Here is a 13228-nt window from a genome sequence, read left to right as displayed (position 1 = left end):
TTATTTTATCACAAATAACTATTTTTGGCACATAAAATAAAGCCTTATCGCATGTGATTTCATGAGCGATAAGGCTTTAAGCAAAAATTTATTCCTTCCCTAACTGAATTGCCTTCTTAATATCCTTCAATGACCTTGATGGGCCATACATCAAAACGCCACCGCGGTAGACGCGTGCACCAAACCAGCCGAGGATGAAAATCGTGACGAGCAATATCGCAATGGATAGCACCGGCTCCCAAACGGGTAAATCCAACATGCCGACGCGTAAAAACATAACGAGTGGTGCAAAGAACGGGAAGAAGGAAGCATATTTGATATACGCCATTTCTGGATTACCAAGCCCAGTTGCCGCAATCATAAATGCCGCCACAATTAACAATGTCATTGGCAAAATCATTTGTTGCACATCTTCTGTTCGGCTAACGAGCGAACCAAGTAAAGCGGCAAGCGTCGCATAGAGGAAATAACCTAATAGGAAGAACACGATGGCATAAACGATTGTTCCGACATTCAAATTCGAAAAACCAAAGACAGAGAAGAAACCATCCGCCATGTCAGATGCTGACGTTTTCAACGCAATGAACCCTGCGAGGCCAAACAACACCATTTGCAATAAACCAAGCGAGCCAATCCCCGCTACTTTGGCAAACATATGCTTAACAGGCGATACACTCGATATCAGAATCTCCATGACACGCGATGATTTTTCCGTCGCCACCTCTGTTGCAATCATGCTGGCATACATTATAACTGCAAAGTAGATGAGAAACATGAGTACATAGACGAGACCGCGTGCCTGGCTCAACTCCTCCTCCGTTTTTGCTGACGGAGATACGGAATGTTGATCAAACTGAATCGGTGCAAATAATGTCTGCACTTGTTCACCGGACAATGATAACTCCTCTGCCTTCATTTCCGTTTGAATGGACTGGAGCGCCTCTTGTATCATCATCGGAAGCGTGAATTCCATTGAGCTCATAGATGTATAGTTCGCTTGAATCGTATTGGCTTCATCCAATTTCACTGTCAAAAAGGAATCAATTTCTCCTTCTTTCACCTTATCCGTCAGTGCTTGTTCCGATTCACTGGCTTTTTCTACTGTCTTATCAGAGCCATTAGCCTTGAACTGCGCTGCCAAACGGTCTATTAAAATACCACTATCGTCAATCACTTGTAGCACTTGCGACGACTCACTACCGCCGCCTGTCACACTTTTCACACCATCAATAATTCTGTCCATATTGGCAAATAAGAAGACTGCCGCCATCATAATCGCCGTTGTAATGATAAACGACTTCGTTTTCGCTTTGGTCACGAAAGCCTGTTTAAAGATAATCATGAATTCACGCATGTTGTTTCCCCACCTTTTCGATGAAAATATCTTGCAACGAAGGCTCTTCAATTTCAAAGTGACGGATTGGTCCTGTTTGTAAAGCCGCCGTCAATAGTTTATGGGCAATATCTTCCATTTCAACTTGGAAGACAGCCCCTTCGATTGTATTATGGACAGATGTGACACCCGAAATCGATTCAAGCTGTGACAAATCATTATCTGAATGAATACGGACATTCTGCTTACTAAATGACCGTTTGACATCACGCAGTGTGCCACTGACAATCTGTTTACCTTTATCAATAATACTTAACTGCTCACATAATTCTTCCACATGATCCATGCGGTGGCTCGAAAATATAATGGTCGCGCCGTCATTACGGAAATCCAATATTGCCGCTTTCAACATCTCAACATTCACCGGGTCAAGACCGGAAAATGGTTCATCCAGAATGAGCAATTGTGGCTTATGCAGAAGCGATGCAATCACTTGGATTTTTTGCTGATTTCCTTTGGATAGCTCTTCAATTTTTTTATTGGCATAATGCGGCACTTCAAAACGGTCGAGCCAGTTGTTGAGCTCTCTTTTCGCATCTCCTTTGCTCATGCCCCGCAGTTGTGCGAGGAAAATAAGCTGGTCTTCTACCTTCATTTTCGGATAAAGCCCGCGTTCTTCTGGTAAATACCCGATTTCAGGACTTGTTGCATAAGTGATAGGCTTATTATTCCATGTAATCCGCCCTTCATTCGCGTTCAATAATCCTAGAATCATCCGGAATGTTGTCGTCTTGCCTGCCCCATTGGCGCCAAGAAATCCATACATCGTGCCATCGCCAACGGACAGCGTCAAATTGTTCACAGCCGTAAAATCGCCGAAACGCTTTGTGACATTTTCAAGTAGTAGAGTCATATTGTTACCCCTTTCAAATTTCAACCTTATAACTATACGTGTCTAACACCTAGAAGTTTCACACTTGTTAGTTTTTGCTGTTAGCTATAACTGCACCAATTAAATACGACAGCATATGTGTGACCCAAATCCCTGCCAGAATGAAAAAAGCAAGACGAGGTCCTTCTACAATCATGACAATCATCCATGCAATGTATATCGCAACTGTTGTCACTCCCCATGAAATTGACCTAGCCTGTTGATGGATTTTCCTATATCGCTCGTCAAACAATCGATTTTTCTTACCTATCCTCGAATTTACTAACAGAATAATTAAAACAATCCCGAGGGAAAGTGGAAATCCCAATAAAAATGCCCATATGTCAAATCCTTCGTACATCCTCATTCCTCCTCCGGTGTAAAAATATCTTCGATGCGACAATTGAACAACTTCGCAAGTTTGAATGCCAAAGTCAACGATGGGTTATATCGGCCTTTTTCAAGCGAGATAATCGTCTGCCGCGAAACTTCCAATTTTTCCGACAAGTCATCCTGCGTCAATCCCATCTCCGTCCGCATTTCTTTAATCAAGTTATTCAATATCCTGCTCCCCCTTTCAATAGTAAAGGTAGCTTTACGTAAAGGTTACTTTACTATACGTTTGATGTCAAGCAACCTTTACATATTATTTTCACAATCTTTTGTAGTATTGTAGTATAATGACTGAAAGAGAATGGGAAGGGTGAATGTGTTGAGAACTTATAAGCTGACTGCATATGAACCAACTGGGAAATTGATTACAGAGAAGACGTTCACAGCGGAAACAGATGAAGCTGCAAAAATACAAGGGCAGGCATTACTTGAAGAAAAAGACCTTGTCGAAAAAACACATCGTCTTGCATCTCCAGCCGGGAAATTATTATTGTTTCATTCATAAAAAAGTGCAGCTTAGCAAAAATTCGCTTAGCTGCATTTTCATTTAGATAACAAGGGGGAAAAATAGATGTCACAAGGACTTGTTCACCATATTGAACTGTACGTTTCTGATTTGAAAAAGACGATTGATTTTTGGGGTTGGTTGTTAGAGGAATTAGGCTATAGCCTGTTTCAGGAATGGGACAGTGGGCGGAGTTGGAAATTAGGCGAAACCTATCTTGTTTTTGTGCAGGCGGAGGACAGGTTTTTGGATGTGCCCTATCATAGATGCCGAGTTGGCCTTAATCATTTGGCATTTCACGCAAGCTCACGTCAACAGGTCGATGAGCTAACAGACAAATTACAAGATAGAGGAATCCGCATTCTCTATCCCGAAAAGCATCCATTTGCCGGTGGACCCGAGTATTACGCCGTTTTCTTTGAAGACCCGGATAGAATGAAGGTTGAATTAGTAGCGCCTAAATTAATTCATACACATATCGACAAATTGTGATAATCTATAAGGGAATTAGATTATTGCTTACCAGTAGAATAAAAGGGGTGTTCTAAATGAAAATCGCATTAATCGCTCATGATGAAAAGAAAAACGAAATGGTGAACTTCACAATCGCCTATGAGCATATCTTTTCACAATATACGTTATATGCAACAGGTACGACGGGGAAAAGAATTATGGACGAAACGAAACTGACCGTTAACCGACTCATGTCAGGACCTTTAGGTGGGGACCAACAAATCGGTGCAATGCTGGCGACTGGCGATTTGGACTTAATCCTCTTTTTCCGTGACCCATTGACAGCACAGCCACATGAACCTGATGTCAGTGCACTACTAAGACTATGTGACGTCTATGGCATCCCACTTGCAACAAATATTGCAACGGCTGAACTGTTAATACGCTCTGTCGAAAATGGCTATTTTGCTTGGCGAGAAACGGCGGATAAATATAAATAACTTTAGTCTATCAAAGCATTCTCTAATTTATCAATGAGTCCGACATAAATTTAAAAAGATACACCTACTTGGATGGCTATCCGTGTAGATGTATCTTTTTTCAATTCATTCATACCATCAAACGCTGGTGTAAGTTGTTAATTCCATGTCATGCTTTGCATTTTTTTGATTTAAATAGTTAATATCAATTTTAATGCCTATTATCTCCTCGGCAACAACTTGGAAAGTTTGCTACTGTTGGTCGAGTCTTTCTTCCATATGTCTAAAATGGCTCCTGTTTTCAGTTTGATTATTTGCCATTTCTACTTTTTTTTCTCTTATCTCTAGCTTAACCTTATCGAAACGTTTGTCAATCAGGTCAAAACGTTCCTCCATACGATTTTCCATTTGTTCGAATCACTTGTCCATTTGCTCAAAGCGATTCTCCATCTGCCCCATAAACTGTTTTAATAACTCTTCCATTATCCTCACCTCATCTTTCGCTATAGATTGTCTTCACGCTATAATTATAATTCACATCATTTTGTCATTCGAACATACTTCTTCATCCAGTATACAAGAAAAACCTCTAATTGATAAAAAATACCGGATGTCACCCCGTAAGGTTCACATCCGGCACTGCTCTTATTTCCCCGTAAACACTGGTTTTCGCTTCTCCACGAACGCCTGAATACCTTCCATATGGTCAGCCGTTTTGCGCATCGCCACTTGTGCTTCGCTTTCCATTTTCAAGACATTTTCAAGTTCAGAAAGCCTCTGCATATGCAAAATGTTCTTCGACGCAATCATCGACGCAATAGGTGAAGCAAGTAATTTCTGTGCATAGGCTTCGCCGTATTCAGCAGCCTGACCTTCCGGCACCACTTCGTCAATCAATCCCTTCGTCAAGGCTTCCGAACCGTTCATTACCTTACCTGACCAAATCAATTTTTTCGCCTGCGGCACACCGATACGTTCTTTTAAGAAAAAATGGCCTGCCCCGTCCGGCACAAGACCAATTCCAATGAAGTTCATCGCCAATTTACTTTCTTCCTCCGCAATAATGATGTCGCAGCCTAGCGCAAGACTAAAGCCGAGCCCGGCCGCCGCCCCGTGGACGACCGCAATCGTAATTTGTGGCAATGTGTACAATGCTTTCGCAAGACGTGACACATCGACCATTACCTTTCCAATATCCATTGGGCTGTTCGGATCCACCATCGCTTTAATATCCCCACCAGCAGAAAATGCTCGGCCTGCCCCTTGAATCACTAACACTTGCATCATTGTGTCGCCCTTCAGTTCTTCAAAAACGTCTGCAAGCTCCTTCATCATCACGCCATCCATCGCATTCATCGACGCAGGTCTGTTCAATGTGAGACGCGCAAGTCGTCCCTCTTTTGTCAATTCAACAGTTGTATACATAAAAAAAGACACCCCTTATAATAGTATGAAGTAAAATGAATCACCATTCATTATATATATATTCGATGTCTTTTCCATATATCCTTTATTTATATTCAGCAAGTGTTCAACACTTGCTGAATATAAATAAAGCCTCCGGCGGATGTCACAGATTTTGAAAGGAGTTAATCGAGCTCGCTCGATTCAAAATCTGGACGCAATTACGCCTCGGCGTAATTGATTTAACTACTCACCGTCTCTGGGAAAATTGTATTCAAATGCTCCAGCTTCTTCTCAATCGCATCTTCAAACGTCAGAATATACGCTGCCGGATCTTTCGGATTGTAAAACTGCGTAATTTTTCCTGACTTCGGATCGATGAACTTACTAGACGCCCCACATCCCACACCAATAATCGTCTGTACTTCTTCCATGATGATAATATTGTAGATACTTTCTTCACCCGGTTTTGCATAGCCAACGTTTTCTAAGTTGCCTAAAATGTTTTTCTGACGATACAAATAGTATGGCTCATAACCATTTTCCGCATTCCACTGTTCGCCAAGCTTCATCATTTGTTCAACCGTCCCACGATCTGCAACTTTGTACTTGTCCTTATTACGTGTCATTTCAGACGCTCGTTTGAATGATAATGTATGAACCGTCAGTGATTCCGGTTGCATCTTTGCGGTTTCATCAAGCGAATGCTGAAACTCCTCCATGCCTTCATTCGGCAAACCGATAATGAGATCCATATTAATATTTTTCATGCCCATATTACGGGATAGCCAAAATTTATCGACGGTCTCCTGAACCGAATGATGACGCCCGATAGCTTTCAAGGTTTCATCCGTATACGATTGTGGATTGACGCTAATGCGGTCGATGCCCCATTTCTTCAGCACGTCAATTTTAGCAGGCGTAATCGTATCAGGACGGCCCGCCTCCACCGTTATTTCACGCACATTTTCCATGTTTGGAAACGAGGCATACATCGTTTCGTACAAAGCATCCATCTCTTCTGCTTCAATTGAAGTTGGCGTGCCTCCGCCGAAATAAATAGTCGTAATCGACATATTATGCTCTGTTAACCATTTCCCCATTTCACGAATTTCTTCATGTAATCCATCAAGGAAAGATTCTACCCGACCATTTTTCCGATGAATCGCATAGGCGGGAAACGTACAATAGGCACATTTCGTTGGACAAAATGGAATACCAATGTAAATGCTCACTTCATCTTTCAAGTCATACAAATCAGGTACTGAGCGCAGCTGAACATCTGCAATTTGGGCAAGAAGCTCACTTTTTTCACGCGAAATTCGGTGGCGATCCATTAGCAATTGCTGTGCTTGTTCCGTGCTATGCCCTTGCTGACGGTATTTATGGTACAGCTTCATCGGACGAATGCCCGTTAAAATTCCCCATGATTGCTGCATACCTGTCGCTTGCTCAAGTGCTTCAAGTAAAATATGTGAATAAATACGTTTTAGCTGACGCGTTTGGATTTTTTCATCATCCATCTCTTCCAGCTCAGAAAACTCAGAAGTATACTCCGCACCATCCCAAATAAGGAATGCTTGCCCTATCAGCATATTATCCTCATTTTTTTCAAGTGAAAACACTACACTGATGGCCTCATCTTCGTCTTCATCTATAATCTTCGACTGCTCAAAAAAAAGATTAGCCAGATGGGTGAACATCCGAATCCAATCCTGTTCGAACGATTGTTTTATAACGATTTTCTGCATGTATGTGTACCAACTTTCTATGGATAAATCTGAGGTTTTTTTCTTATTAGTAACGTTCATTGTACCAAATTTTCGTTAGGGATAAAGAAGAAAAACCGGCATATGCCGGTTTTAGATGGATTCATATAGTTGCTGTACGGGCTTCATCAATACGCGATTCACTTCTTCAATCAAGCCGCTAAGCTTCATTTCCGCTTCAAGCATCGTCATGATTTTAGTGTTTTGTTGCGCAAGCTGGGCCGTTTTTTGTGCATATTCAAGTTCCTCTGCAACAATTTCTTCACCTTGCATTTGTTTTTCTTGAAGTGTCATCTGGATTTTACGGAAGCTTTTAAATAGAGCAAGTGCTTCTTCATCCGCTTTCACTTCACCTACCGCTTGTTCCACTGCTGCAAATTCTGTTGTTTTACGAAATGTTGCTTCCAACTTGTTTAGATCATCATAGATATTTACTGTCATTGATAGTTCCCCCTACGATAAATTTGTTGCAAAGACGATAAGGCCTTGAACGATACCGATGATTCCGCCGAGCAATGCCCCAAGAACGGTAATCATTTTGAATTCGCGCTTGGAAATGCCCAATACGAGATCCTCCAGCACAGCCACTGGAAACGTATCGACTTGCTCTCTTACCATATCATCTAATTTCAATTTTCCAAGTGATTTTTCTAATTGTTCTTCTGCTTGTTTAAAAGCAAATTCGATCAGCTTTGGTGTGATGTTAACAGCTGTCCACTCTGCCCCATCCGGCCAATAATCACGAATTGACTTATTAAGACGCGCTTCCAAGGCCAATTCATTTTTCGCATATGCCGTGATTGAGCCGAACAATCCGTCCCAATCAAAGCCAGTCAACAATTCCTCAACAGGACGTTGTTGCAACTTTTCCCACTCATTATAAATAATTGTATTCACTAAAGCTGTAGTACCAGGTGCAGTAACAAACTTGATGGCTTCTCGTTGTACTTTTCCAACAAGTGACTCCGATTCTCCAAAAAACATATTGACCATACTACCTAATGTTCCTTTAGACGCCAGAAAATCATCAATGAGATTACGGAACATTGCTTTTCCTTCATCGGATGCGAAGTATTGTTCTGACCTACCCAAAATGTACGTTGTCACAGTTGGAATACGCTCTCCTACTTTTACCCGCCACATTTCCGGCAGCACCTCTTCTACCGTTCCGGTCGTCAGTTTTCGACGCACGGCGTTAAGCTGGGCATTGAGCACTTCCAACACTTTCTGTTCTGCTTTGTCTGCAACTTGTGTTGCACCCGCAGTCGTCAGCCAATCATTCAAGGTTTTATCTGAATGCAGGACATGTTCTACCAGTTTCTGTTGAATAAAGCTCTCTGCCTTTTTTTCCATGTCAGGTGTCAATAACTTCTTGCGGAAAGTATCAGGGGTTAACAAATAATTAGTAACCGTCTTACCAAGCTGCCTTGCCAATTCGTCACGCCGTTTTGGAATTAACCCAGGCGTGAACGGCAAACGCCATTTCCCAATATATTTTGCTTCATGTGGCCTAAAAAGCATTTTGATCGCCAAGTGATTGGTAAATCCACCAATCAGCGCGCCAATAAAGGCCATAAATACCAATGTCCATAAAAAATCCAATCGCTTCACCTTTTTCCGTTTCTTTACGTCCCAATTATAGCAGAACGGGACCAAACGGAAAAATGCAAAGGCTTATCACAATGCGTTATACATCGTCGACATTCGAATCGCATGCTCCATTTCATCATGCATGGCAATAAATAATGGATTATAAGCCTGCTGAAATGGAATTGTCAACAGCATTTCCTTATACGTTTCAACGCCCTCCAATTCATCAACCAACGCCCTTTGGACACACTCTTTCAAGTTATAACAAGGCAATGGCTTCTTTGGATTTGGAACAAACGTCCCCGTCATCATATAATAGAGCTGTTGGAACATTTCATAATGGCTTTTTTCATCTTCATACATATGACGGAGAAAATCTTGCCAGAGCGGATCATTCGTCAAGCTGTACATGGATTTATAAAAATAATAATCTCTGTACTCACCTTCAATGGCCTGCTTTAATTTATTTACAAACAAGTCAGCACCCTTTCGCTTATCTTTACTCCGATTTTATGCGATTGGGTAGTATCTTATGAAAGGAGTTAACTATGCTACAACATTTCAGTTATAAACCCATGTATGACAATAAACAATTACCAGGTTGGACCTTTGCATTTTTCTTTCGCAATACGAGATATACCGGTGATTATATGCCTGAGGGAGATATACGGTGGAACGGAGAAGCACCTACAGAAGAAGAAAACGTTAAAAAAATGATTCACGAATTAATGACTTTCCACATTTACGACTGATTCCAACTATTTCGGGAATACTACGCTTTATAACAAGTAAGGAGGCGTAGTATGACAAAAGAAAAATCACCCGAAGAACTACGTAAGGAAAAGGAACAGCTGAAAGTGCAAAACCAAATAACGGAAAATATCTTTGAGGATAAAAGCCGGGTTCCTAATGAACAAAACGCTTGGAAGGAAACTCAATACCAACGAGGCGAATGAAAGAATACCCTGCACAATAAAATGTGCAGGGCATTTTGTTATTCCTCAGCCAACTTCCTCTTACCAAAAATAAAGAAATAGTACGTGGAGGACACAATATACAAACATGCCGTCATCGTGAAGGCATAGGCATAGCCCCAGTAGAAACCATTGGCGATGACGAGTCCCGCAGCTACTGGACCCATAGTAGCCCATCCAATATTAAATACCATTTGGTTCACAGAGTTCGCAAGGCCTTTATATTTATCCGCAACAATTTCCATCGCAATGGCACTTTGAATCGGATTCCCCGCGTTCATGAGTGCCTGACGCATCAAGAAACCGAGGGATGCCAGCAATAATGATGTCGTATAAGCCGTCAAAATAAGAAAGGGAATCGATAGCACTTGGAAAATAATGAGTGCTTTCACTTTTCCAACCTTTTTCACGAGTAGTGGCCCAATCAGCATTGCCACCGCCGTCATCGCAGATCCCAATGATAATATCAACCCGATATACGCATTCGACGCATCAAAACGATTGGAAAAATATAAATTCAAATAAGGAACAACTAATCCTGAACCAATGCCAATGAGCAAACTCGCAAACGAAAAATGGAAGATGAGAATGATATTGCGCTTAAAGCTACTATCAACACTCTCCACTTTCTCTTCCTTATCTAGTTTCACCTGCACAGGCTCCGGTGGCTTATTTTGCAGTTTGAATAAAGGCAATAGTCCCAGCGTAAAAATAACGGCTCCTACAAGTAACGCAAAGCGGATCGCCGATGCTGCATCCATGCCCCCCACCACTTCAAGCACATCCGCAATCACACCGCCAAATAGACTACCAATAACGTTTGCCACAGTCATCAACGCAAAATGGATACTGAACATATGCACGCGTTCAGCCGGTGTCGAGTTCTCTGCCAAAAATGGCACACCTGACACTTGCACAAATGCCATGAATAAGCCCGTCAAAAATGCCGCGTAAATAATTGGTGTTTCCGCAACCGCAACACTGCGGTAAAACAACGTCATTGCCCCAAACAACGCACCGCCAACAATCATCCATTTCCGTCCAAACTTATCACTCAAAAAACCTGCCGGCACAAGCATAATTGCCGATGCCATCGCCGCCATCGAAATCACCTTACCATTAACCGTTTCCGACATCCCCAGCTCTTTTATATAGAGATTGTACATGACCATAAAAACACCCATACCAATTTGGATGAGCACATTCGCCAGCATAAACAACCTAACATTTTTATTGAATGAAGAAATCTTCCTCTTCCAATCCGCAAACCATTTCCCCATACCATTCCAACTTTCTAATCAATTACGCCTTGGCGTAATTGTGTCCAAATTTTGAATTGCGCTTGAGGCCTACAGGAAGTAGGTTATGCAGTCGGTACGACAGGACGTCGCGAACTTAGACTGCCTTCCTTTAACTCCCTTCAAAATTTGTGACATCCGCCGGAGGCTTAACTTGAAGTAGCAGGAACTTCTACTGCTTCAAGTTATTACTTCGACTCTCTAAATATACGGCTTTCTGAATAGTTTCGCAACTACTTCATATTGTATCCCTGTGAGTGGTAGTAAACATAAGCTAAACCGTAGTAACCGCACTCCCAGTACAGTAAACTCATTACCTATCAAAAAAGAGGGAACCCCCCTCAACCAATTTTCGGTTGAGAGGAAGTTCCCGCCTGCAATTTATACATTTGCGCGTACTGTCCGCCAAGCGCCAGCAATTCATCATGCGAACCACTTTCTACTATTTCCCCGCGGTCTAATACTAAAATGCGATCCGCGTTTTTAATCGTCGAAAGTCGATGGGCAATGATGAATGTCGTACGCCCTTTTTTCAGTACGTCCATTGCATGCTGAATAATTTCTTCCGTTTCTGTATCAATGTTAGACGTCGCTTCATCTAATATCAAAATCGCTGGGTCAAATGCCAAAGCCCGTGCGAATGAAATCAACTGCCGCTGTCCAGAAGAAAGTGTACTCCCTTTCTCTACAACCGGCTCGTCAATACCACCAGGTAAATGCTTCAATACACGTTCCCCTCCAACCGCGTCAAGCGATTGCTGCACTTTTTCACGTGTAATACGCGCATCCCCTAAGCTCACATTTGACTCCACCGTACCGCTAAATAAATATGGATCCTGCAAGACAATCCCCATATGATCGCGAACCGTCTGGCGTGGCATATCATTGATGTTCATGCCATCAATCGTAATCGCCCCTTTTGACGCATCATAGAATCGGAACAGTAAATTCATAATCGAACTTTTCCCCGACCCTGTATGACCAACGAGCGCGACCGTTTCCCCTTGCTTCGCCTCGAATGACAAATCCTTCAGTACATATTCTTCTTCCTTATAAGCAAACCAGACATTTTCAAAACGGACATTTCCGCGGTAACGAGCGATTTTATCATCACTTACGGGCTCCCCTTCACGGTCCAACAACTTGAAAACACGCTCTGCTGCTACAAGGGAATGCTCAAGTCGTGCAAACTGATTGACAATACCCGTCACTGGATTAAACAATCGTGTAATGTAATCCACAAATGCATAGAGCATCCCGACTGAAATTACACTTTCTGTCGCTAATGATGCGCCACCGAAATACCAGATAAAGAACACGAACGTCATCGATCTAATAATATCGACCAGGTTATGTGATGTCGCCGCTTCCACTTTCAACAACTTATTTTGATAGTGATAATGCTCATCGTTCAGCTCACGGAATTCTTCCTCCATTTGCTTTTCACGACGAAACGCTTGAATAATCGTCATCCCATTTATTGATTCATTAATCATCGCGTTCATATCACTTACTTTACCGCGAATGATATGGTTGACCTTTGATGCAAATTTCCTGTACATCTTCATCCAAATATACAAAATAGGCAAGACGAACAGCGTAATCGCACCCATTTTCGGATCTAAATAAAACAAGGCAATAAAGATACCTGTAATATACATCCCACTAATCGCAAACTGTGAAACAACCGTTACATACAGGTTTCGAATTGCTTCTGTATCATTGGTAATCCTTGCAACAACTTTCCCCGCCGGTAAATTATCGAAATACCGAATCGGCAATGTTTGGATATGTTCGTACAAATCATTACGCATTTTCTGCACAATACGGTTGGCTGCATTTTGGAGTAGTAAATATTGGAAATACCTCAAAATCGCCGTTACAACTGCTAGCCCGAAAAAGACAGCAAGTAATTTGGCAATCGGTTCGAAATCGATACCGCCACCCACAGCACCTGCAATATGGTCGTCAATAATTTTCTTCGCAATCATCGGCCCCATCAAATCCGCACCTACTGCAAAGCCAAGCAATACCAAACCTGTAATCAGTAGTTTTTTATAATCAAGCGCATAGTGAACTAAACGTTTACCAGTACCCAT

17 protein-coding genes are annotated in these 13228 nt (G+C 42.0%); 5 read left to right on the top strand and 12 right to left on the bottom strand.

Going from position 1 to position 13228, the window contains the following annotated elements; genetic code table 11:
- Window positions 1–88 precede the first annotated feature (88 nt).
- From R2B72_RS11540 to R2B72_RS11525, 4 genes are all read right to left on the bottom strand, one after another.
- A complete protein-coding gene (locus R2B72_RS11540) occupies window positions 89–1354 on the bottom strand; it encodes an ABC transporter permease (protein WP_318616719.1) in 1266 nt (421 codons plus the stop codon).
- Window positions 1347–2246, bottom strand: a complete 900-nt coding sequence (locus tag R2B72_RS11535) for an ABC transporter ATP-binding protein (protein WP_318616718.1) — start codon at window positions 2244–2246, stop codon at window positions 1347–1349. The genes R2B72_RS11540 and R2B72_RS11535 overlap by 8 nt, the downstream gene beginning before the upstream one ends.
- A 67-nt stretch (window positions 2247–2313) precedes the next feature.
- Entirely contained in the window at window positions 2314–2625 is a 312-nt protein-coding gene (locus R2B72_RS11530) for a hypothetical protein (protein WP_318616717.1), read from the bottom strand.
- 2 nt (window positions 2626–2627) lie between these two features.
- A complete protein-coding gene (locus R2B72_RS11525) occupies window positions 2628–2825 on the bottom strand; it encodes a helix-turn-helix transcriptional regulator (protein ID WP_318616716.1) in 198 nt (65 codons plus the stop codon).
- A gap of 151 nt (window positions 2826–2976) precedes the next feature.
- On the opposite strand from R2B72_RS11525, the gene R2B72_RS11520 reads away from it, so the two are divergent.
- From R2B72_RS11520 to mgsA, 3 genes are all read left to right on the top strand, one after another.
- Window positions 2977–3162 carry a YhzD family protein gene (locus R2B72_RS11520; protein ID WP_318616798.1) on the top strand — a complete coding sequence of 62 codons (186 nt, stop codon included), beginning with the start codon at window positions 2977–2979 and terminating at the stop codon, window positions 3160–3162.
- A 66-nt stretch (window positions 3163–3228) separates the two neighbouring features.
- Complete coding sequence (locus tag R2B72_RS11515) at window positions 3229–3654, top strand: VOC family protein (RefSeq protein ID WP_318616715.1); 426 nt, start codon at window positions 3229–3231, stop codon at window positions 3652–3654.
- A gap of 56 nt (window positions 3655–3710) precedes the next feature.
- A complete protein-coding gene (gene mgsA / locus R2B72_RS11510) occupies window positions 3711–4115 on the top strand; it encodes a methylglyoxal synthase (protein ID WP_318616714.1) in 405 nt (134 codons plus the stop codon).
- A 231-nt stretch (window positions 4116–4346) separates the two neighbouring features.
- Here mgsA and R2B72_RS11505 read toward each other — a convergent pair whose 3' ends face one another.
- From R2B72_RS11505 to R2B72_RS11480, 6 genes are all read right to left on the bottom strand, one after another.
- A complete protein-coding gene (locus R2B72_RS11505; RefSeq protein ID WP_318616712.1) occupies window positions 4347–4502 on the bottom strand; it encodes a hypothetical protein in 156 nt (51 codons plus the stop codon).
- Between the two features lie 237 nt (window positions 4503–4739).
- A complete protein-coding gene (locus tag R2B72_RS11500) occupies window positions 4740–5519 on the bottom strand; it encodes an enoyl-CoA hydratase (protein WP_318616711.1) in 780 nt (259 codons plus the stop codon).
- A gap of 221 nt (window positions 5520–5740) precedes the next feature.
- The gene (locus R2B72_RS11495) at window positions 5741–7249 is read right to left on the bottom strand and encodes a coproporphyrinogen III oxidase (RefSeq protein ID WP_318616710.1); all 1509 of its coding nucleotides are present in this window, start codon (window positions 7247–7249) and stop codon (window positions 5741–5743) included.
- A 111-nt stretch (window positions 7250–7360) separates the two neighbouring features.
- Window positions 7361–7708, bottom strand: a complete 348-nt coding sequence (locus R2B72_RS11490) for a YlbF family regulator (RefSeq protein WP_318616709.1) — start codon at window positions 7706–7708, stop codon at window positions 7361–7363.
- Between the two features lie 12 nt (window positions 7709–7720).
- Window positions 7721–8842, bottom strand: a complete 1122-nt coding sequence (locus R2B72_RS11485) for a DUF445 domain-containing protein (RefSeq protein ID WP_412177832.1) — start codon at window positions 8840–8842, stop codon at window positions 7721–7723.
- A gap of 102 nt (window positions 8843–8944) precedes the next feature.
- Window positions 8945–9334 carry a ferritin-like domain-containing protein gene (locus tag R2B72_RS11480; protein WP_318616706.1) on the bottom strand — a complete coding sequence of 130 codons (390 nt, stop codon included), beginning with the start codon at window positions 9332–9334 and terminating at the stop codon, window positions 8945–8947.
- A gap of 71 nt (window positions 9335–9405) precedes the next feature.
- Between R2B72_RS11480 and R2B72_RS11475 the strand changes: the two genes are divergently transcribed.
- Window positions 9406–9609: a YheE family protein gene (locus R2B72_RS11475; protein ID WP_318616705.1), complete on the top strand. Its 204-nt coding sequence runs from the start codon at window positions 9406–9408 to the stop codon at window positions 9607–9609.
- Between the two features lie 51 nt (window positions 9610–9660).
- Window positions 9661–9813, top strand: a complete 153-nt coding sequence (locus R2B72_RS11470) for a hypothetical protein (protein ID WP_318616704.1) — start codon at window positions 9661–9663, stop codon at window positions 9811–9813.
- 38 nt (window positions 9814–9851) lie between these two features.
- Here R2B72_RS11470 and R2B72_RS11465 read toward each other — a convergent pair whose 3' ends face one another.
- Entirely contained in the window at window positions 9852–11111 is a 1260-nt protein-coding gene (locus R2B72_RS11465; RefSeq protein WP_318616703.1) for an MFS transporter, read from the bottom strand.
- A gap of 359 nt (window positions 11112–11470) precedes the next feature.
- Window positions 11471–13228, bottom strand: a complete 1758-nt coding sequence (locus R2B72_RS11460) for an ABC transporter ATP-binding protein (RefSeq protein ID WP_318616702.1) — start codon at window positions 13226–13228, stop codon at window positions 11471–11473.

Origin of the sequence: Sporosarcina sp. YIM B06819 (assembly GCF_033485175.1) — a bacterium.
Classification (GTDB): domain Bacteria; phylum Bacillota; class Bacilli; order Bacillales_A; family Planococcaceae; genus Sporosarcina.
The sequence above is the reverse complement of the archived record's forward strand: the minus strand, read 5'-3'. Positions and strand labels throughout refer to the sequence as shown.

Coding starts and splice junctions, on each gene's coding strand:
- R2B72_RS11540 (WP_318616719.1), bottom strand. CDS start 1,354: ATGCGTGAATTCATGATTATCTTTAAACAGGCTTTCGTGACCAAAGCG.
- R2B72_RS11535 (WP_318616718.1), bottom strand. CDS start 2,246: ATGACTCTACTACTTGAAAATGTCACAAAGCGTTTCGGCGATTTTACG.
- R2B72_RS11530 (WP_318616717.1), bottom strand. CDS start 2,625: ATGTACGAAGGATTTGACATATGGGCATTTTTATTGGGATTTCCACTT.
- R2B72_RS11515 (WP_318616715.1), top strand. CDS start 3,229: ATGTCACAAGGACTTGTTCACCATATTGAACTGTACGTTTCTGATTTG.
- mgsA (WP_318616714.1), top strand. CDS start 3,711: ATGAAAATCGCATTAATCGCTCATGATGAAAAGAAAAACGAAATGGTG.
- R2B72_RS11505 (WP_318616712.1), bottom strand. CDS start 4,502: ATGGAAAATCGTATGGAGGAACGTTTTGACCTGATTGACAAACGTTTC.
- R2B72_RS11500 (WP_318616711.1), bottom strand. CDS start 5,519: ATGTATACAACTGTTGAATTGACAAAAGAGGGACGACTTGCGCGTCTC.
- R2B72_RS11495 (WP_318616710.1), bottom strand. CDS start 7,249: ATGCAGAAAATCGTTATAAAACAATCGTTCGAACAGGATTGGATTCGG.
- R2B72_RS11490 (WP_318616709.1), bottom strand. CDS start 7,708: ATGACAGTAAATATCTATGATGATCTAAACAAGTTGGAAGCAACATTT.
- R2B72_RS11485 (WP_412177832.1), bottom strand. CDS start 8,842: ATGGCCTTTATTGGCGCGCTGATTGGTGGATTTACCAATCACTTGGCG.
- R2B72_RS11475 (WP_318616705.1), top strand. CDS start 9,406: ATGCTACAACATTTCAGTTATAAACCCATGTATGACAATAAACAATTA.
- R2B72_RS11470 (WP_318616704.1), top strand. CDS start 9,661: ATGACAAAAGAAAAATCACCCGAAGAACTACGTAAGGAAAAGGAACAG.
- R2B72_RS11465 (WP_318616703.1), bottom strand. CDS start 11,111: ATGGGGAAATGGTTTGCGGATTGGAAGAGGAAGATTTCTTCATTCAAT.
- R2B72_RS11460 (WP_318616702.1), bottom strand. CDS start 13,228: ATGGGTACTGGTAAACGTTTAGTTCACTATGCGCTTGATTATAAAAAA.